This window comes from Mycolicibacterium arenosum (assembly GCF_024320865.1).
GTDB classification, from domain to species: domain Bacteria; phylum Actinomycetota; class Actinomycetes; order Mycobacteriales; family Mycobacteriaceae; genus Mycobacterium; species Mycobacterium arenosum.
In genome coordinates, this window is sequence record NZ_JANDBD010000002.1 from 110,477 (window position 1) to 127,845 (window position 17,369).

Consider the following 17,369-nt stretch of genomic DNA (forward strand, 5'->3'; position numbering starts at 1 on the left):
CGGGGTGTCGAGTCAGTCCGTCGGCTCCGGCGTACTGACCGGCGCTTCGACCAGCAGTGACATGCCGTGGTGGGCCGGCATCTCGACCGAGAAGCTGAACAGGTCGTCGACCGTCGCCATCTGGTGGCCGCTGAACATGTCCGACACGGTGGCTCCGGGCGGCAACTCCTTGGACCGCACCGTGCCCGCGATGTCCTCGTTGGCGAAGTTGAGCACCGTGAGCTGGTACTGCCCCTCGTCTTCGAGTTCGTGGACCAGCACCAGCATGCCGCGATGTGACACCTCGGGGATGTCGATCTGCTTGCTGGTCGCGATCCCGTAGTGCGAGCGCACCTTCAGGATCGCCTGCAGCTGACGCAGGAAGCTGGTGTCGTCCGCCAACTGCTCCGGTATCGAGCCGTACAGGCTTCTGCCCCTGGGCATTCCGGCCGATGACTGCTTCGCGTTCGGGTTGACGCCCATCAGGTCGTGCGCAGCCCGGTGAATCCATCTCGTGTCGCCGCCGCGCATCAGCTCGGAGACCTCAGACGCCGGCAGCGTGAGCATGCCGCACAGATCCCAGCCCGACAACGCGAACACGCCCGGTTGCAGCGCGTTGAACATCGCCAGCAGCAGGTGCGCCCGCCGAATGCGGTCGATGTCGTCGATCGTGTCGAGATCGGTGATTCCCAGGGCGGCCGCGATCACGGTGGCGGTGGTCGACGCGATGCCGTTGGTGGTGAAAGTCAGGTTGTACGGGGCGTTCTCACCGGTCAGCTTCTCCGTCAGATCCGCCCGGATGGTGTCACCGAGGGCCTCACCGGTGATCTCCTCGCCCTTGTAGGTGAAGACGTCGTCGCGGTGTCCGGTGGACCAGTGCACCAACTCGTAGGTGAGCTCGTCGTGGTTCTGCAACGCGTGTACCAGGGAGGCCGGGTCGACACCGGATTCCAGTGTGGTGCGCAACGTGAGCCGCAGGAACTCGGTGTCGGCGGTGGCCAACGCGTGCTGGTAAGCGGGTCGATTGATGAAGTCGTACGACAGGTCGGCGCCGGCTTCCCCGATCTCCCGGATATCGTCGATCGTGAGGTTGAGCTCCTGGAACGTGAAGCCGCCCACCTTGCGGACCATGCTGGCGATGAGGTGATTGGCCGCTTCCGACAGCGGGTGCCCTTCGGACCACCCCGCGCTGTCCTCGGCCGCGGTCTTCTCCGCACCTAGGAAACCGTTGGCGTCGAGGCGCAGCCCGCCGGTGCCGAGGTCGGTGAGCGAGTGCAGCGCGTCGCCCATCACCAGCCGCATCCCCGCGAACGTCGGGTCGAGCCAGTTGATCGACGGCTGACCGTCCTTGAAGTAGTGAAGATAGACCCAGCGGCGCTCGACGCCGTCGATCCCGACGACCGGTCGCGTGACGCTCCAGTTGGTCTCCTTGATCCCTTCCGCGTAGAAGATCACGCGTTGCAGTCGGCCGATGATGTAGCCGGCCTTGTCGAGCCACTCCTCGGTCGCGGGATCGATGTTGACGGAGTCCGCGCCGGGAGGCACGTCGGGCAGGTACTCCCAGTCGCGGGGGTCGATGTCGACCATGTGGTAGATGCCGGGGTAGTCGGCGTACTTCATCTCGGCGAGCCGGAAATCAGCGCCCTTACCGGTGTGACCGGGGACGATGTCGTCGATGATCGTGCCGCCGTACCAGTTGGCGGTGCCGCACATCGTGCGGAATTCGTCCTCGGTGCCGAACGCCGGATCGATCTGGGTGCTGATGCGGTCGAAGTGGCCGTCGACGCTCGGTGTGAGCTCCCAGCCGGAGATGCCGCCGGCACGCTTCACCGGTCCCGTGTGGATGCCCTCGATGCCGATTTCGGCGAACGCCTTCCACAGGTTCTCGTCGGCCATCGACTTGAGGAACGACTCGTCGGGCCGGGTGATCAGCGAGAGCGGATAGGCGGTGAACCACACCGATGCGGTCTCGACGGCGTGCCGGGGGCTCGGCGTGGCGTACGGGTTCTGCCACATCGAGCCCTGACCGGAGAACTGCTGGCTGATCTCGTTGGCGTCGGCGAGCATCGACTGGCTGAGCAGCCACGACACGTACGCGGGGTTGTCACCGGCGGGCTCGCCGTCCTGGGCCAGCGAGCGACGGGTGAAGGGCGCGCGGACCCGCGGCCGGTAGCGCAGGGCGCGCGGCCGCGCGGGGTGCAGGTGTTCGTCGAACGTGATCTCGGTCGGCTCGTTGCCCTGGTCTTCGGGGTCCGACTCTGCGGCCTGGGACAAGGTTCCACCTTCGGGATGTCGTTCGTTCAGGAGTGCGTCCATCGCAGTATTGCCTCACTGCGGACGAGTTGAAACGGCGTGCTGGTGGGCGGCCCTGCCCTGACTGTCCCCCGATCGGGGGAACCCTCATTCCACCAGGCTATCCGCCGGTCACCCGATACAGCGCGGCCCGCTGGCACGGCATTCTTATCTCATCACCGGAACACACCGGATGAAAACCTTAAAAGTCAAGTCGCACAAGGAGAAACACCATGAACATCGTCACCCGCCGCATCGCCGCAGTCATCGCCCTGTCCGCCGCCCCGGCCCTGATCGCGATCGGCGCAGCCGCGACCAGCAGCGCGCAGACCACCGGAGCCACCAACCACGGCTCCAGCGCCAGCCACCCGGCCTTCCCGCACCAGACCAACGCCCCCCAGCCGGGCACCTCGGTGCATCACCACCACCAGAACCACCGCGGATAGGTAGCCGCACTGAGCGCCCGGATGCGAAAGCGTCCGGGCGCTCGCTGCGTGGTCAGTAGGACTTTCCGTCGGCGTACCGCTGGCGACGGTACAGGCGTCCTTTCCCGCGGTTTTCGCCCTATAGGTCGGCAACTGGGAGTCGCAGTTCGGGCAGACCAAGCGGAGATTCTCTCGCCGATTGTTCGACGCATCGCCGTCGATGTGGTCGAGAACGAAAGAGAGAGGCGCGTCCAGCCAGGTGTTGGCCTGGCCGCAGATCGCGCAGCGCGCTGACTGGTCCTCGATGAGGTGCAGCCGAATGTAGTGGTCGCGCCGACCGTCGGTCCACACTGCTTGACCGGACTCCAGCCACAGCTGCGTGCGGGCGATGCGCTCGGACGTACGCTGGCACTTGTTGCTGCAATACGCCTGCTGGCTCTTCTTGGTGAGCGGTGAACCGCACCCCCGACACAGTTTCATGTCGCGACGCTACGAGCGGAGTCCGACAACCTACGGTTGTCGAATCGTGGAGCCTCCGGTGGGCGGTATCCGGGGGCTGGTTTCGCTCCGTCGTCAAGGCCGTAGAATCACCGCGGGTTCACTAAAGCCCACGCCGCGTTAGCTCAGTCGGCAGAGCGCCACACTTGTAATGTGGATGCGGGAGTTCGATTCTCCCACGCGGCTCCACGGACTTTGTCGGTCCTCGTCTCTAGCGTCGATTCATGACGATGAACTGTCTGGGTTGCGGCGTCGAGTTCTCCCGTCGTTGGCAAAAGGTGTACTGCACCAACGCTTGTCAACAGGCTCATCAACGCCGGCGCCTACTGGAAGCCTGGTTGGTGACCGGAAAGTGCGGCGCCATCTCGCAGAAGGGCAACTACATCAGGGAGTACCTCCACGAACAGCAGGGCGGCTGTTGCCTGATCTGCGGCGCCGGCGACACGTGGAACGGTGCGCCGCTGGGCATGATCATCGATCACATCAACGGCGACGCGACTGATAATCGTCGCGAGAACCTGCGTCTTCTGTGTCCCAACTGCGATAGCCAGTTGCCGACGTATAAGTCGAGGAACCGCGGCAACGGCCGGCACTTCCGCCGACAGCGGTACGCCGACGGGAAGTCCTACTAGCACTCACCGCAGCGAGAACCCCCGTCCACGAGAGCACCCTGCGTTCCCCCGATCAGTGGACACTGACGTTCCACCGACGCATCCGCCGGTCACCCGATACAGCGCGGCCCGCTGGCACGGCATTCTTATCTCATCACCGGAACACACCGGATGAAAACCTTAAAAGTCAAGTCGCACAAGGAGAAACACCATGAACATCGTCACCCGCCGCATCGCCGCCGTCATCGCCCTGTCCGCCGCCCCGGCCCTGATCGCGATCGGCGCAGCCGCGACCAGCAGCGCGCAGACCACCGGAGCCACCAACCACGGCTCCAGCGCCAGCCACCCGGCCTTCCCGCACCAGACCAACGCCCCCCAGCCGGGCACCTCGGTGCATCACCACCACCAGAACCACCGCGGATAGGTAGCCGCACTGAGCGCCCGGATGCGAAAGCGTCCGGGCGCTTACTCGTCCGCGTCGACGATCCGCTGCGAGGTCACCGGCCGTGGCGGCGTGGAGCGTCCGCGTGGCCGCCGGCCGGGCAGTGGAATGCGGTCGGCGATGTTGCTCAGCGGATTCACGACCTGGCTCAGGGTGATGACGGCTTCGTGCAGCGCGTCGATGGTCGGTGCTAGCGCCTCGAGTCCCGGCGCGAGCCGGTTCAGGGTGTCGGCGACGTCGGCGAGTTTGAGCAGCGGCCCGTTCTCGGCGGTGATCGTGTCGAGCAGACCACCCTCGGACAACAACTTGTCGGCGACGCCGTCCTCACGCAGTACTCGCTCGATGAGGCCGTCGTTGGCCAGCAGTTGATCGGCCAGTCCGCCCGGTGCGATGACCCGAGAGATCGCGCCGTCGTCGGTGGTCATCCTGTCGATGAGGCCGCCGTCGGCCGTGAGTTGGTCGATCAGACCGCCCGGCGCGACGGCTCGCACCACCACGCTCTCGTCGGCGGTGAGCCGGTCGAGCAGGCCGCCCTCCGCGGTCAACTGGTCGACGAGGCCGCCGGGGCGGAGTAGGCGGTTGATCGGACCGTCCGGGGCGAGGGCTCGGCCGAGTGGCGCGTCGTCGTCCATTAACCGGGCCAGCCGGTTGGCCCGCTCGACGGCGTCCTCCAGGCCCAGCATGCCCGCGAGCGACGACTTGCCGGCAGTCGGACCGTCGTCCCCGGTCAGGCCGCGCTGGACTGCGTTCAACGTGGTGGTGGCGACGCCGAGGCTGGCCTCCGTCACGGCCAAGCCGATGCGGGCCGGGGCGGTGGCCAGGTCGACCAGCGCTTTGCCGAGGTTCATGCCGCCATCCTATGGCCGACGTCACACGTAAAGGACGAGCCCGACGAGAGATTCCCCGCTGAGCGGCCGCTGAAGATACGCTGTGAGAGATTCACAGTGATTTCACAGGTCGCACGCAGGGCTGTGGCAAGCAAGTGAGGGGAGATTGTCTGCATGGCCATGGCTGCTTTGCCCGAGAGCGTTCCCGAAGCCCGCGTGCTCGTCGTTGACGACGAGACCAACATCGTGGAGCTGTTGTCCGTCAGCTTGAAATTCCAGGGTTTCGAGGTGCACACCGCCTCGAGTGGTCCCGCCGCGCTCGACAAGGCGCGCGAGATCAAGCCCGACGCCGTCATCCTCGACGTGATGATGCCGGGGATGGACGGCTTCGGCGTCCTGCGCCGGCTACGCGCCGACGGTATCGACGCGCCCGCGCTGTTCCTCACCGCGCGCGACACCCTGCAGGACAAGATCACCGGCCTCACGCTCGGCGGCGACGACTACGTCACGAAGCCGTTCAGCCTCGAAGAGGTCGTGGCGCGACTCCGCGTGATCCTGCGTCGCACCGGTCGCGGCGTGGAGGAGCCCCGTACGGCTCGGCTGTCCTTCGCCGACATCGAACTCGACGAGGACACGCACGAGGTGTGGAAGGCCGGCGAGCCCGTCTCGCTGTCGCCGACCGAGTTCACCCTGCTGCGCTACTTCATCATCAACGCGGGCACGGTGCTCTCGAAGCCCAAGATCCTCGACCACGTGTGGCGCTACGACTTCGGCGGCGACGTCAACGTCGTCGAGTCCTACGTCTCCTACCTCCGTCGCAAGATCGACACCGGCGAGAAGCGGCTGCTGCACACGCTGCGCGGCGTCGGCTACGTCCTTCGTGAACCGCGCTAGTTGGGGGCGATGGCGGGAATTCGCGGTCAGGGTGTGCCCCTGCGGGTCGGGCTGGTAGCCGCGACCCTGGTTCTGGTGGCCCTGGGCCTGTTGGCTTCGGGGATCGCGGTGACCTCGATCATGCGGCACAGCCTGGTCAACCGCGTCGACCAGACGCTGCTCGACGCATCCCGCAGCTGGGCGCAGGCACCGCGACGCATGCCGGAGACCCCGCTCGAAGGACCCAACCCCGCCCGCCCGCCGTCCAACTTCTACGTCCGAGGGGTCGACCCCGACGGCCGCACGTGGATGGCCGTCAACGACCGCGAGGCCGAACCCGCGCTCCCGGATGACAACGACGTCGGCCCCGTCCCGGTTACCGTTGGATCCATCGAGCACTCCGACGTGCAGTGGCGCGCCATGACGGTCCGGGGCGTACGAGGTGAGCTCACCACCGTGGCCATCGATCTGTCCGACGTGTCATCGACCATGCGAGCCCTGACGTGGTCGCAGGTCGGGATCGGGGCCGTGGTGCTGCTGGTCATCGGGATCGCCGGCTACGCCGTGGTGCACCGCAGCCTCCGTCCACTCGACGAAGTCGAGCAGACCGCCGCCGCCATCGCGTCCGGGCAGCTCGACCGACGCATTCCGCAGCGCGACTCTCGCACCGAGGTGGGCCGACTCTCGTTGGCACTCAACGGAATGCTGGCGCAGATCCAGCGCGCCGTTGCGTCGTCGCAGGCGTCCGCCGAGCAGGCGCGCACGTCGGAGGACCGCATGCGACGGTTCATCACGGATGCGAGCCACGAGCTGCGCACGCCGCTGACCACCATCCGCGGGTTCGCCGAGTTGTACCGGCAGGGCGCCGCCCGTGACGTCGAGATGCTGATGAGCCGCATCGAGAGCGAGTCCCGGCGGATGGGCCTGCTGGTCGAGGACCTCCTGCTACTCGCACGCCTCGACGCGCAGCGCCCGCTCGAACGCCATCGCGTCGACCTGCTGTCGCTGGCGAGCGATGCCGTGCACGACGCGCAGTCGATCGCCCCGAAGCGCACGATCACGATGGACGTCGTGGACGGCCCTGGCACTCCCGAGGTTCTCGGCGACGAGGCCCGGCTGCGTCAGGTGCTCGGCAACCTCGTCGCCAACGCGCTACAGCACACGCCGGAGACGGCGGGGATCGCGGTGCGCGTCGGCACCGACGGCGACGATGCGCTGCTCGAGGTGGCCGACGAGGGACCGGGCATGAGCGCCGACGACGCGCAGCGGGTGTTCGAGCGGTTCTACCGCGCCGACTCGTCGCGGGCACGTGCCAGCGGTGGCACCGGGCTCGGCCTGTCGATCGTCGACTCCCTGGTGTACGCACACGGCGGCAAGGTCACCGTCACCACCGCGCTCGGGCAGGGCTGCCGGTTCACCGTGCATCTACCACGGATCGCCGACGCCGAGACGCCCGCGCCGCCCGTCGACGCTAATCCAGCTCTGCCAGCGCCGCTTTGATCTTCGCCTGAGCCTCGTCGAGCGACTCGGGCGACGGATTGCGATCGACGTTGGCGAAGCCGAAGTCGGACAGGTTGCGCGCCGGGAAGACGTGCACGTGCAGGTGCGGCACCTCGAGGCCGGCGATGATGACGCCCGAGCGTTCGGTGTCGAAGGCCTTGCAGACCGCCTTACCGATGCGCTGTGCAACGGCCATCACGTTAGCGAACACGGGCGGCTCGATGTCCTGCCAGTTGTCGATCTCCGCGCGCGGCACCACCAGCGTGTGGCCCTGCGTCATCGGTTCGATGGTCAGGAACGCGACGACGTCGTCGTCCTCGTAGACGAAACGTCCCGGAATCTCCCGATTGATGATCATGGTGAAGACGGAGGCCATGGATCGAGCATGCCAGACGGCTCTCCGGTGCCTTCGCGCCGAGTTGCGTGGCGATAACGCACGGATTAACCGCGCACGATTTCCATCTCGTCGGGATGCGGCCATCGCGAAGGCGGGGCGTCGGTAACCCACGCGTACTCGAGCCCGCACACATGCCCGTCGGCAATCCACACGATGATCTCGCCCTGGTACGCGGCCTCACTCTGCACATAGGCGCGACCGGGGAGGGGGCCGTTCGGCACGTCGATTCTGGGCCCGGCCCCGAGGTCGATGTCGAGGATCCACGGCGCTGCTTGTCTGACGCGGGCGCCGTCGAGCTTCTCGACTATCTGTTGCCAGCCCGGCACTTCGGTACGCGAGACGAATGCGGTGACAATCGCGGATTCGTCTACTGTGAGCCCGCGCCAACTGGGGCTTCCGGTCATGGGATGAATGCCGTCAGTAGCCCAAGCTCCGCAATCCTTCACGATTGCGGATGGCGCATCGACGCAGCTGTTCGTCGTCCAGATCGTCTGGTTCTGTCCTCAACTGCGGCTGCTTCCAGATACCGCCCACGACACCAGCCTATGGGCGCTTGCCAGGCCGACTTCGCACCAATTTCAGCCCCTGTGCACGAAGCCGTGCAGCTCCTCCACGGTCCACGGGGGCGATTCGTGGTGATCGCGGTAAGTGACGATCGCCGGGGTTTGGCGGTCGAAGCGGCCGACGAAACCACCTGCGGCGATGAAGATCTGGCCGGTGACGTCCTTCGCGAGATCGCTGACCAGATACGCGTAGGTGGGCGCGACGTACTCCGGCGGGGACGCGTCGAGCGCGCCGGCCATGCTGACGTCGTCGAGCAGCCCGCGCCGATTGAGCTCGGCGATGTGGGCCTCGTAGTCGGCACCCTCGGACAGTCGGGTGCGTGCGCCGGGGCAGACGACGTTGGCCCGTACGCCGTGCTCGCGCAGTTCGGCGGCGATGGCCAGGGTCAGCCCGTTGACGCCACCCTTACCCGCGGGATAGCCGGTGCCGCCGTAATCGCCAAGGAACGCAAAGGAACTGGTGTTGACGATCGCCCCGCCGCCGGCGGCCACCATGTGAGGGGCCGCGGCGCGGCAGGTCTCGAACGTCGTCAGCAGATGCGCGTCGAGCAGATCCCGAAACAGCTCGCTCGTCACATTGAGGATCGACTCAGCGCCAAGGGCACCAGTGCCCGCGCAGTTGACCAGAGCATCGATCCCACCGAACTCGGAGACGCAGCGCTCGATCAGCGCATCGGCGACCTCGGGATCCGACGGCGAGCCGGAGAAGCCGACGGCCGCGCCCCGGATGCCGCCGACAGCGTTGGCGACGACATCGGGGTCGCGGCCGTTGACCACTACTCCGTACCCTTGCGCGGCGAGTAGTTCGGCGACCGCGAGGCCGATGCCCCGCGAGCCGCCGACGACTACCGCTCCGTTCAGCTCGGGTCTTCCTGTCCGAACGCCATCGCGTCCATGTTCCAGTAGCCGCGCAGGTTCGTGATGAGCCCCGCGTCGTTCACCTTGTACGTGAACACGCCGCGCACCGTCGTGGTGAAGCCGTTCGGGAACTTGGTGTGCAGCACCAGGATGTAGGCGATCTCCGTCGGCGAGCTCGACGGGAACGTCTCCTCACGGGTGACCGTGAGCTGGTTCGGGCCGATGTTGGCGTCGTAGAAGGCCGCGAGCGCCTCCTTGCCGCGAACCCCGGTGCCGTCGGGGTTGGTGACGGCCTCACCGATCGGGTCCTCGACCACGACGTCGTCGGCCATCAGGGCTAGCCAGCCCTCCCGGTCACCCGATTGCACGCAGCGCCAAGACGATTCGGATGCCTCGACGACGGGCGTTTTCTCGACCGTCGTCACGATCAGCGGTCCGCGTCGGTGTACCGGATGACACCGCGGATGTTGCGGCCCTCCAGCATGTCCGCGTACCCGTCGTTGATCTGCTCCAGCTGGTACTGCCGGGTGATCATGTCGTCCAGGTTGAGCTTGCCGGCCTTGTACATCGACAGCAGCTGCGGGATGTCGAAGTGCGGGTTGCCGCCGCCGAAGATGGTGCCCTGCAGGTTCTTCTGCATCAGCGTCAGCATCGCGAGGTTCAGCGTGACGTTGGTGTCGAGCAGGCTGCCGATGGCAGTGACGACCGTGGTGCCGCCCTTGGCGGTCAGGTTGACGTACGTGTCGACGTCCTTGCCCTTGAGCTCGCCGACCGTCACGATCACCTGCTTGGCCATCAGGCCGTGGGTGGCCTCGGCCATCCCTGCGAACGCGGCGTCGGTGTCCGGATAGGCGTGCGTCGCACCGAACTTCAGGGCGGCGTCGCGCTTCCACTCGACCGGCTCGATGACGAAGATGTGGCGGGCACCGGCGTTCACCGCGCCCTGCACCGCCGACATGCCGACACCGCCGACACCCACCACGGCGACGTCGTCACCGGGCCGGATGTTGCCCGCCTTCACGGCGGAGCCGTAGCCGGTCGTCACGCCGCAGCCCACCAGGCAGGCCACCTCGAACGGGATGGACGGATCGATCTTCACGACGGAGCTCTTGTGCACGACCATGTACGGGCTGAAGGTGCCCAGCAACGTCATGGGGAAGACGGGCTGACCGTTGGACGCGTGGATGCGATGCGTGCCGTCGGAGACGGCTTGGCCGCCGAGGAGACCGGCACCCAGATCGCAGAGGTTGCGCAGACCGGCCTGACACGACGGGCACGCGCCACACGACGGGATGAACGAGAGCACGACGTGGTCGCCCACGGCGATGTCGTCGACACCGGGGCCGACCTCGGTGACGATGCCCGCACCCTCGTGGCCGCCCAGCACCGGGAAGCCGGCCATCGGAATGTCACCTGTTACAAGATGGTGGTCGGAGTGGCACATGCCCGACGCTTCCATCTGGATCTTGACCTCGTCCTTGACGGGTTCACCGATCTCGATCTCCTCGATCGACCACGGCTTGTTGAACTCCCAGATGAGAGCGCCTTTTGTCTTCATCGCAACCTGCTTTCAACTAGAACCAGTGAGCCCAGACTAGAACCTCTAGTTAAGTACGTCACAGCCACCCCAAGCAACCGCTTGGTGGAGATCACCAGATCGGGACCGGGGCCTGACCGAGGGGGTAGTAGCCGGGTAGCTTCTCGCCCGCGACGCTGCGTTCGATCCGCTTCTGCATCGTCGGGGTGAGGTCGCCGGACTCGATGAGCTTGATGAACGCCTTCTGCACGTGGCCGAAGTCGAAGAAGTCGCGCTGCCACTCGATCAGCAGATCGTCGTTCAGCCGGAACCAGCTGCCGCCGATGCCGTAGATCTCGTCGCGGGTGCCGTCGGACTTCTTGGCGATCTGCTTCCAGAACCCGACGATCTCGTTCTGCTTCTCGTCGATGAGCGTCTTCTGGTACTCGTACACCCAGTTCTCGAGGCCCTCCATCTCCAAACCGAGTGCGACGTCGCGGATCTCGTCACGGTTCATGCACATGACGTCTTCCTTCGGCCCGATGTTCCAGCCGTAGGTCGCGTCCTCGGTGTAGAAGTCGGCGAGTCCCTTCCAGTCGCCGGCCTTCTCAGCGTCCTGGTTGGCCTTCAGCCAGCGCTGGACCCAGTCCTCTAGAGCGTCACGGTTCACCTTTGAATCGGGCACAGTCAGTCTCCTTTGTTCTTGATGGAAATCGCTTGGGTAGGGCACATTTCGATCGCCCGCTCGACGTCCTCGCGGATGTCGTCGGGTGGTTCCGAATCGAGGATCTCGACGACACCGCGCTTCGGCACCGAGAACACGTCGGGGGCCTCCAGTTCGCACATGGCGTGACCCTGGCACAGATCCTCGTCGAGGAGCACGCGGTAGCAGCCCATGGGGTGGCTACTTCGCCCGCTTGCGGTAGCGCACCTTCGCGGGCTGGGCCAGCTGCACGACCATCTTGGAGTGGTCGTTGTGGTAGCTCTCGGCCGGCTGCGCCATTTCGAAGTCGTACTCGCGCAACAACACCGAGAAGATCGCCTTGATCTGCATCTGTGCGAACGCCGCTCCGACGCAGCGGTGCTTGCCCGCACCGAAGGGGATCCACGTCCACCGGTTGGCCAGGTCCTCCTGTCGCGGCTTCAGGTAGCGGTCGGGGTTGAAGGCGTCCGGGTCGGGAAAGTCCTCCGGGATTCGGTTCGAGATCGCCGGTGACGCTGCGACGAAGTCGCCCTTGTGGATCGGGAAGCCCTGAACCTCTAACTCGTCCTGGGCGACTCGCATCAGGATGATCAGCGGCGGGTGTAGCCGCAACGTCTCCTTGACGACGTTGTCCAGCTTCGGAATCTGCCGCAGCGCATGGAAACTGACCTCCTGCCCGTCCGCGTAGAGCTCCTCGAGCTCGGTCAGCACCTCGGCGTACACCTCGGGGTGCCGAATGAGTTCGATCAACGTCCACGACGACGTGCCCGAGCTGGTGTGGTGACCCGCGAACATCAGCGAGATGAACATCCCGGTGACCTCATTGGCCGTGAAGCGGGGATTGCCCTCGTCGTCCTTGATGGAGACCAGCACGTCGAGCAGGTCGCGATCCTCCTTGCCCTTGGGAGGGTTGGCGATTCGACCATCCATGATCTCCTGCACCAGGGCAACGAGTTTCACGCGCGACTCGTCGCGGATGCGGAAGCTCTCGATGTCGAGGTAGGGGTCGACGTAGCACAGGGGGTCGGTCCCGCGTTCCAGCTGGTGGTAGTACTGCGCGAACCGACTGTCGAGCTGCTCACGGAACTTCAGTCCGATGAGGCACGCGGTCGACGTGTAGATCGTCAGCTCGGAGAAGAAGTCCAGCAGCTCGATCTCGCCCTCGTCGCCCCAGTCGGCGATGATCTTCTTGACCTCGTTCTCGATGGTCGCGGCGTGGCCCTTCATCTGCTCGCCGCGCAGTGCCGTGTTGTGCAGCATCTCGGCCCGGCGCTCGGGGTCGGCGTCGAACACCACGCCCTCGCCGAAGATCGGCGTCATGAAGGGATACGCCTCGGCCTGGTTGAGCTCGTTGTCGCTGGAGCGGAAGAAGAACTCGTTGGCCTCCGCCCCCGACAGCATGACGACCTGCTTGTCGACGAGTTGGAACCAGCCGACGTCGCCGCATTCCTCGCGGATCCGGTGCATCAGACCGATCGGGTCGGTGCGGAACTCCTCGAGGTGGCCGTACTCCTCTTCGCCGCCGGAGACGCGGGGCACGATCGCTGTTGTCATGCGTTCAGGTTCTCCTCGTTCAGGATCAGTTTCTGGCGCTCGGCGGGGTCGCTCGCCAGGGGAGCTTCGGGCTGAAGTTCCATGTTGGCGATGAAGCCGCCGCGGGGCGTTTCCGCCACGAAGGTGATGGCGCGCGCCAGATCCGACGCGCGCAGGAAGTAGTCGTGGCGGGCCTGGCCCCACTTGGCCCAGTCCTCCAGCGCGGGACCGATGAGCTCGGCGGGCAGGCTCCAGCCCATCGACGTCTTCGTCGGTCCGGGGTGGACGATCGAGGCGCGCACACCGGTGCCCTCGAGTTCCATCTGGAAGTTGGTGACCATCGCGACGAGCGCGGCCTTCGCAGCGCCGTAGGCGCCCATGTGCGGGCGCTGCCGCAGCGCGACGTCGGAGCCGACGAAGATGAGGTCGCCGCGTTGCCGCTCGAGCATCCCCGGCAGCACGGCCGCGGCCAGCCGATTGGCCCCGACGAGGTGGATCTGCAGCTGGGAGTTGAAGTCGTCCGTCGTGATGTCGGCGAGCTTGCCGAAGTACGTGTCGCCCGCCCCCGCCACCAGGATCTCGATCTCGCCGAGCGCGTCAACGGCGTTGGCCACGAACGACTTCACCGAGTTGGGGTCGGTGACGTCGAGGTGGAACCCGACTGCTTCGCCACCTTCGGCGTTGATCTTGCCGACGATGTCGTCGAGCTTCTCGACGCGACGGGCGCCGAGGGCGACGGGGAAGCCGCGCGACGCGAGCTCAATGGCGGTGGCCTCACCGATACCGGCGGAGGCGCCGGCGACGATGGCCGGTCGACGGTCGGGGAGCGGGGCGAAACGGGGCATTCGGAAGCCTTTCGAGCCTTTCAGCGGATCTGGAGGGTCATGGGCAGGTGGGCGAACCCGCGGACGTTGCTCGAATGCACGCGGACCGAGTTGGTCTCGTCCACGTCGTATCCGCGGATGCGCTTGAAGAGTTCGTCGAGCGCCACCCTGGCCTCCATGCGGGCCAGGTGCGCGCCGAGGCAGAAATGGGCGCCGCTGCCGAAGCTCTGCAGTTTCGCCCCGATGTCGCGACCGATGACGAAGTCGTCGGGGTTCTCGAAGGCGCGCTCGTCGCGGTGCGCGGAGCCCGGCAGCAGCAGCAGGACGTCGCCATCCGGTATCACGGTGTCGTAGAACGTCAGCTCGCCCTGAACCGTGCGCGCCAGGATCTGGCTCGACGTGTCGTAGCGCAGGGTCTCCTCGACCCAGAGCGGGATCCGGCTGGCGTCGTCGTAGAGCGGGGCGATCTGGTCGGGGTTCTTGTAGCCCCAGAACGCCGCGTTCGCAAGCAGTTTGGTGGTTGTCTCGTTGCCTGCGATCACCATCAGGAACATGAAACCGAGCACTTCGTCGTCGGTGAGCCGGTCGCCGTCGATCTCGGCTTCCAGCAGCGCGGTGGTGAGATCGTCCGACGGCTTCCTGCGCCGTTCGGCGACCATCTCCTGGTAGTAGACGATCAGGTTGATCGACGCTTCGATGGCCTCCTTGGGGACGTCGGTGACGCCCTCGTCGCGGTGCATCACGCCGTCGGCCCAGGCGCGCACCCGCACGCGGTCGGCGTCGGGCACGCCCATCAGTTCGGAGATGACGTCCATGGGCAGCTTGCCTGCGAACTCGTCGACGTAGTCGACCGTCTCGCCCGATGCGGCCATCTCCACCATGGTGTCGAGGTGCTTCAGTGCGATCTCGGTGACCCGCGGTTCGAGCTCGCGAATCCGCCTGGGCGTGAAGCCCTTCGACACCAGGGTCCGCAGGCGCAGGTGATCCGGATCGTCCATGGCCAGGAAGCTCATGGTCTTCGCCGCGTGCGGTCCGCGTGACGCGGGATCCAGCGAGACGCCGAACTTGTTCGACAGCGTCACGCTGTTGCGGAACCCGGCCAGCACGTCCTTGTGCCGCGAGAGCGCCCAGAAACCGAGCTCCTCGTTGCGGTACAGCGGGGCCTCGTCACGCAACCGCTTGTAGTACGGGTACGGGTCCTCGTGGAAGTCGTAGTTGTACGGATCGAGTGCGACGTCAGAGACGGTCATGTTTCTCCAAGGCTTCTGTTCATCGCTCGTCTCCGACGAGGAGCCCGACGACGTACGTCAGTCGGTCGGCGATCTGGTGGTAGGTGAAGACGCCGCTACCGGCGTTCACCAGCGCGCCGAAGAACGTCATCTCCAGGGCTGAGACGACGCGCGGGTCGACGTCGGGGCCGGCCGCGGAGCGGATGCGGCGGTGGATCTCGGCGCCGATGCGGTCACGGACTTTCCGCACCGTGGGGTCGGTCCCGGTGAGCAGTGCGGTCGTGCACGCGGCGGCCACTTCGGGCTCGTCGGCGACGGTCAACGCCATGGCGCGCAGTGCCTGTTCGACGCGCGTCGGCATCGGCTCGTTGACGTCGGTGAAGTAGGGCACCTGCTTGATGAGGTCGAAGTACACCTCGGCGATGAGGTGGTTCTTGGAGGAGAAGTACGTGTACGCCGTGGCCGGTGCGACCTTGGCCCGTGCCGCGACCGCACGCACCGTCAGATCGGCGTACGACGACTCGCGCAGCATCTCGACGCCCGCGGTGAGCACCTTGCGGAAGGTCTCCTCCTGGCGGCGGTTGCGCGGCGTTTCGTCTGTGACCGCCACCACTGCATCACTGGACACATGTCCAAGTTATCCGACGACCCCACGGCAGGGCAAGTTCGAACCGGGAAATGCCAGTACAGCGCATATCAGTGGGCGTGAGCACGCGAGCTTTGAGGGTGTGCCCTTGCGGCCGGGACGGATCGGCGGCTATGGTTCGGACGAAGACAGCCGGACAGTTGTCCAGAAAGCTGGGATACGGAAAGACGTGGGAGTGCGAATGGCGCTAGTGGACTCTGCCGAGAGTCGTCTGCTCATCGACGGGAAGCTGGTCGCCGGCAGCGGGGGCACGTTCGCCACGGTGAACCCGGCGACCGAGGAGACGCTCGGGGTGGCCGCCGACGCCAGCGCGGCCGATATGGACGCGGCCATCGGCGCGGCCCGGCACGCGTTCGACGACACCGACTGGGCGACCAACGTCGAACTGCGGGTGCGCGGCATCCGGCAGTTGCAGCAGGCGATGCGCGATCACGTCGAGGAACTTCGAGAGCTCACGATCGCCGAGGTCGGTGCGCCGCGGATGCTGACCTCGGCCGCCCAGCTCGAGGGGCCCGTCGAGGATCTGAGCTTCGGCGCCGACACCGCCGAGAGCTACTCGTGGACAACCGATTTAGGCATCGCGTCGCCGATGGGCATTAAGTCGAAGCGCATGGTGGCGCGCGAGGCGATCGGGGTCGTCGGCGCCATCACGCCGTGGAACTTCCCGCACCAGATCAACCTCGCCAAGATCGGGCCCGCGCTCGCCGCCGGCAACACCGTGGTGCTCAAGCCCGCTCCCGATACGCCCTGGGCGGCCGCTGTTCTCGGCGAGTTGATCGTCGAGCACACCGACATCCCGCCGGGTGTCGTCAACATCGTCACCTCCAGCGACCACGCCGTCGGCGCGCTGCTGTCGAAGGACCCGCGTGTCGACATGGTGTCGTTCACCGGCTCGACGCGGACGGGCCGTGCCGTGATGGCCGACAGTGCGCAGACGCTGAAGAAGGTGTTCCTGGAACTCGGCGGCAAGTCCGCCTTCCTGGTCCTCGACGACGCCGACCTGGCGGGCGCGTGTGCGATGGCGGCCTTCACCGCGTCGATGCACGCCGGTCAGGGCTGCGCGATCACGACGCGTCTGGTGGTGCCGCGCGCCCGCTACGACGAGGCCGTCGACGCCGCCGCCGGGACGATGTCCGGATTGAAGCCCGGCGACCCGACGAATCCCGGCACGATCTGCGGTCCCGTCATCTCGGCGCTGCAGCGCGATCGCATCCAGGCCTACCTGGATTCCGCGATCGCCGAAGGCGGTCGATTCGCCTGTGGTGGTGGACGTCCCGCGGATCACGACACCGGGTTCTTCATCGAGCCGACGGTCATCGCCGGCCTGGACAACAACGCCAAGGTGGCGCGCGAGGAGATCTTCGGCCCGGTGCTGACGGTCATCGCGCACGACGGTGATGATGACGCGGTGCGGATCGCGAACGACTCGCCGTACGGGCTGTCGGGCACCGTCTTCTCGGCCGACGAGGAGCGGGCGCACGGCATCGCAGCACGGATGCGCGTCGGCACGGTCAACGTCAACGGTGGTGTCTGGTACTCGGCGGACATGCCCTTCGGCGGTTACAAGCAGTCCGGCATCGGCCGGGAAATGGGCCTCGCAGGTTTCGAGGAGTACCTCGAGACTAAGGCCATCGCCACCGCGGCACAGTAGCT

The 17,369-nt window shown here is 66.3% G+C and carries 19 protein-coding genes, 1 tRNA gene and 1 pseudogene; 7 read left to right on the top strand and 14 right to left on the bottom strand.

What is annotated here, in order from left to right:
• Positions 1-12 precede the first annotated feature (12 nt).
• Positions 13-2,253: a maltose alpha-D-glucosyltransferase gene (gene treS / locus NM203_RS04240; RefSeq protein ID WP_255058435.1), complete on the bottom strand. Its 2,241-nt coding sequence runs from the start codon at positions 2,251-2,253 to the stop codon at positions 13-15.
• A gap of 251 nt (positions 2,254-2,504) precedes the next feature.
• Between treS and NM203_RS04245 the strand changes: the two genes are divergently transcribed.
• Entirely contained in the window at positions 2,505-2,717 is a 213-nt protein-coding gene (locus tag NM203_RS04245; RefSeq protein WP_255058437.1) for a hypothetical protein, read from the top strand.
• Between the two features lie 52 nt (positions 2,718-2,769).
• Here the strand turns inward: NM203_RS04245 and NM203_RS04250 are convergent.
• Positions 2,770-3,170, bottom strand: a pseudogene (locus NM203_RS04250) (HNH endonuclease).
• Between the two features lie 138 nt (positions 3,171-3,308).
• On the opposite strand from NM203_RS04250, the gene NM203_RS04255 reads away from it, so the two are divergent.
• The 3 genes from NM203_RS04255 to NM203_RS04265 all read left to right on the top strand — a co-directional run bounded on the left by NM203_RS04255 (position 3,309) and on the right by NM203_RS04265 (position 4,229).
• Positions 3,309-3,383: transfer RNA gene (locus NM203_RS04255), tRNA-Thr, on the top strand.
• Positions 3,384-3,418: 35 nt separating this feature from the next.
• The gene (locus tag NM203_RS04260) at positions 3,419-3,826 is read left to right on the top strand and encodes an HNH endonuclease (protein ID WP_255058438.1); all 408 of its coding nucleotides are present in this window, start codon (positions 3,419-3,421) and stop codon (positions 3,824-3,826) included.
• Positions 3,827-4,016: 190 nt separating this feature from the next.
• Positions 4,017-4,229 carry a hypothetical protein gene (locus tag NM203_RS04265; protein ID WP_255058437.1) on the top strand — a complete coding sequence of 71 codons (213 nt, stop codon included), beginning with the start codon at positions 4,017-4,019 and terminating at the stop codon, positions 4,227-4,229.
• Between the two features lie 41 nt (positions 4,230-4,270).
• Here NM203_RS04265 and NM203_RS04270 read toward each other — a convergent pair whose 3' ends face one another.
• The gene (locus tag NM203_RS04270; protein ID WP_255058440.1) at positions 4,271-5,095 is read right to left on the bottom strand and encodes a hypothetical protein; all 825 of its coding nucleotides are present in this window, start codon (positions 5,093-5,095) and stop codon (positions 4,271-4,273) included.
• 153 nt (positions 5,096-5,248) lie between these two features.
• Between NM203_RS04270 and NM203_RS04275 the strand changes: the two genes are divergently transcribed.
• Both NM203_RS04275 and NM203_RS04280 read left to right on the top strand, forming a co-directional pair.
• Positions 5,249-5,968 (top strand): response regulator transcription factor, encoded by a 720-nt coding sequence (locus NM203_RS04275; protein ID WP_255058442.1) that lies wholly within the window; start codon positions 5,249-5,251, stop codon positions 5,966-5,968.
• A gap of 9 nt (positions 5,969-5,977) precedes the next feature.
• The gene (locus NM203_RS04280) at positions 5,978-7,447 is read left to right on the top strand and encodes a sensor histidine kinase (RefSeq protein WP_255058443.1); all 1,470 of its coding nucleotides are present in this window, start codon (positions 5,978-5,980) and stop codon (positions 7,445-7,447) included.
• Here the strand turns inward: NM203_RS04280 and NM203_RS04285 are convergent.
• The 11 genes from NM203_RS04285 to NM203_RS04335 form a co-directional block, all read right to left on the bottom strand.
• Complete coding sequence (locus NM203_RS04285; protein WP_255058444.1) at positions 7,419-7,823, bottom strand: HIT family protein; 405 nt, start codon at positions 7,821-7,823, stop codon at positions 7,419-7,421. The two genes, NM203_RS04280 and NM203_RS04285, sit on opposite strands and share 29 nt — an antisense overlap.
• Before the next feature lie 65 nt (positions 7,824-7,888).
• Positions 7,889-8,248, bottom strand: a complete 360-nt coding sequence (locus NM203_RS04290) for a hypothetical protein (RefSeq protein ID WP_255058445.1) — start codon at positions 8,246-8,248, stop codon at positions 7,889-7,891.
• A gap of 174 nt (positions 8,249-8,422) precedes the next feature.
• Entirely contained in the window at positions 8,423-9,268 is an 846-nt protein-coding gene (locus tag NM203_RS04295; RefSeq protein WP_255059107.1) for an SDR family NAD(P)-dependent oxidoreductase, read from the bottom strand.
• Positions 9,265-9,690, bottom strand: a complete 426-nt coding sequence (locus NM203_RS04300; protein ID WP_408633293.1) for a nuclear transport factor 2 family protein — start codon at positions 9,688-9,690, stop codon at positions 9,265-9,267. Before NM203_RS04300 ends, NM203_RS04295 begins: the two co-directional genes overlap by 4 nt.
• Positions 9,691-9,692: 2 nt before the next feature.
• Complete coding sequence (locus NM203_RS04305; RefSeq protein ID WP_255058446.1) at positions 9,693-10,823, bottom strand: NDMA-dependent alcohol dehydrogenase; 1,131 nt, start codon at positions 10,821-10,823, stop codon at positions 9,693-9,695.
• Between the two features lie 91 nt (positions 10,824-10,914).
• Positions 10,915-11,466 (bottom strand): nuclear transport factor 2-like protein, encoded by a 552-nt coding sequence (locus NM203_RS04310; protein ID WP_255058447.1) that lies wholly within the window; start codon positions 11,464-11,466, stop codon positions 10,915-10,917.
• A 2-nt stretch (positions 11,467-11,468) separates the two neighbouring features.
• Positions 11,469-11,678 carry a ferredoxin gene (locus NM203_RS04315; protein ID WP_255058448.1) on the bottom strand — a complete coding sequence of 70 codons (210 nt, stop codon included), beginning with the start codon at positions 11,676-11,678 and terminating at the stop codon, positions 11,469-11,471.
• Between the two features lie 7 nt (positions 11,679-11,685).
• Entirely contained in the window at positions 11,686-13,038 is a 1,353-nt protein-coding gene (locus tag NM203_RS04320) for a lanosterol 14-alpha demethylase (protein ID WP_255058449.1), read from the bottom strand.
• Positions 13,035-13,862: an SDR family oxidoreductase gene (locus tag NM203_RS04325; RefSeq protein WP_255058450.1), complete on the bottom strand. Its 828-nt coding sequence runs from the start codon at positions 13,860-13,862 to the stop codon at positions 13,035-13,037. Before NM203_RS04325 ends, NM203_RS04320 begins: the two co-directional genes overlap by 4 nt.
• A gap of 20 nt (positions 13,863-13,882) precedes the next feature.
• The gene (locus NM203_RS04330; RefSeq protein WP_255058451.1) at positions 13,883-15,091 is read right to left on the bottom strand and encodes a cytochrome P450; all 1,209 of its coding nucleotides are present in this window, start codon (positions 15,089-15,091) and stop codon (positions 13,883-13,885) included.
• 19 nt (positions 15,092-15,110) lie between these two features.
• Positions 15,111-15,698 (bottom strand): TetR family transcriptional regulator, encoded by a 588-nt coding sequence (locus tag NM203_RS04335; protein WP_255058452.1) that lies wholly within the window; start codon positions 15,696-15,698, stop codon positions 15,111-15,113.
• Between the two features lie 199 nt (positions 15,699-15,897).
• Between NM203_RS04335 and NM203_RS04340 the strand changes: the two genes are divergently transcribed.
• Positions 15,898-17,367 (top strand): aldehyde dehydrogenase, encoded by a 1,470-nt coding sequence (locus NM203_RS04340; protein WP_255058453.1) that lies wholly within the window; start codon positions 15,898-15,900, stop codon positions 17,365-17,367.
• Positions 17,368-17,369 lie beyond the last annotated feature (2 nt).

Bases quoted from the DNA above. Each gene is read 5' to 3' on its own strand.
- NM203_RS04245 (WP_255058437.1), top strand. From the start codon at position 2,505: ATGAACATCGTCACCCGCCGCATCGCCGCAGTCATCGCCCTGTCCGCC.
- NM203_RS04260 (WP_255058438.1), top strand. From the start codon at position 3,419: ATGACGATGAACTGTCTGGGTTGCGGCGTCGAGTTCTCCCGTCGTTGG.
- NM203_RS04265 (WP_255058437.1), top strand. From the start codon at position 4,017: ATGAACATCGTCACCCGCCGCATCGCCGCCGTCATCGCCCTGTCCGCC.
- NM203_RS04270 (WP_255058440.1), bottom strand. From the start codon at position 5,095: ATGAACCTCGGCAAAGCGCTGGTCGACCTGGCCACCGCCCCGGCCCGC.
- NM203_RS04275 (WP_255058442.1), top strand. From the start codon at position 5,249: ATGGCCATGGCTGCTTTGCCCGAGAGCGTTCCCGAAGCCCGCGTGCTC.
- NM203_RS04280 (WP_255058443.1), top strand. From the start codon at position 5,978: ATGGCGGGAATTCGCGGTCAGGGTGTGCCCCTGCGGGTCGGGCTGGTA.
- NM203_RS04285 (WP_255058444.1), bottom strand. From the start codon at position 7,823: ATGGCCTCCGTCTTCACCATGATCATCAATCGGGAGATTCCGGGACGT.
- NM203_RS04290 (WP_255058445.1), bottom strand. From the start codon at position 8,248: ATGACCGGAAGCCCCAGTTGGCGCGGGCTCACAGTAGACGAATCCGCG.
- NM203_RS04305 (WP_255058446.1), bottom strand. From the start codon at position 10,823: ATGAAGACAAAAGGCGCTCTCATCTGGGAGTTCAACAAGCCGTGGTCG.
- NM203_RS04315 (WP_255058448.1), bottom strand. From the start codon at position 11,678: ATGGGCTGCTACCGCGTGCTCCTCGACGAGGATCTGTGCCAGGGTCAC.
- NM203_RS04320 (WP_255058449.1), bottom strand. From the start codon at position 13,038: ATGACAACAGCGATCGTGCCCCGCGTCTCCGGCGGCGAAGAGGAGTAC.
- NM203_RS04325 (WP_255058450.1), bottom strand. From the start codon at position 13,862: ATGCCCCGTTTCGCCCCGCTCCCCGACCGTCGACCGGCCATCGTCGCC.
- NM203_RS04330 (WP_255058451.1), bottom strand. From the start codon at position 15,091: ATGACCGTCTCTGACGTCGCACTCGATCCGTACAACTACGACTTCCAC.
- NM203_RS04340 (WP_255058453.1), top strand. From the start codon at position 15,898: ATGGCGCTAGTGGACTCTGCCGAGAGTCGTCTGCTCATCGACGGGAAG.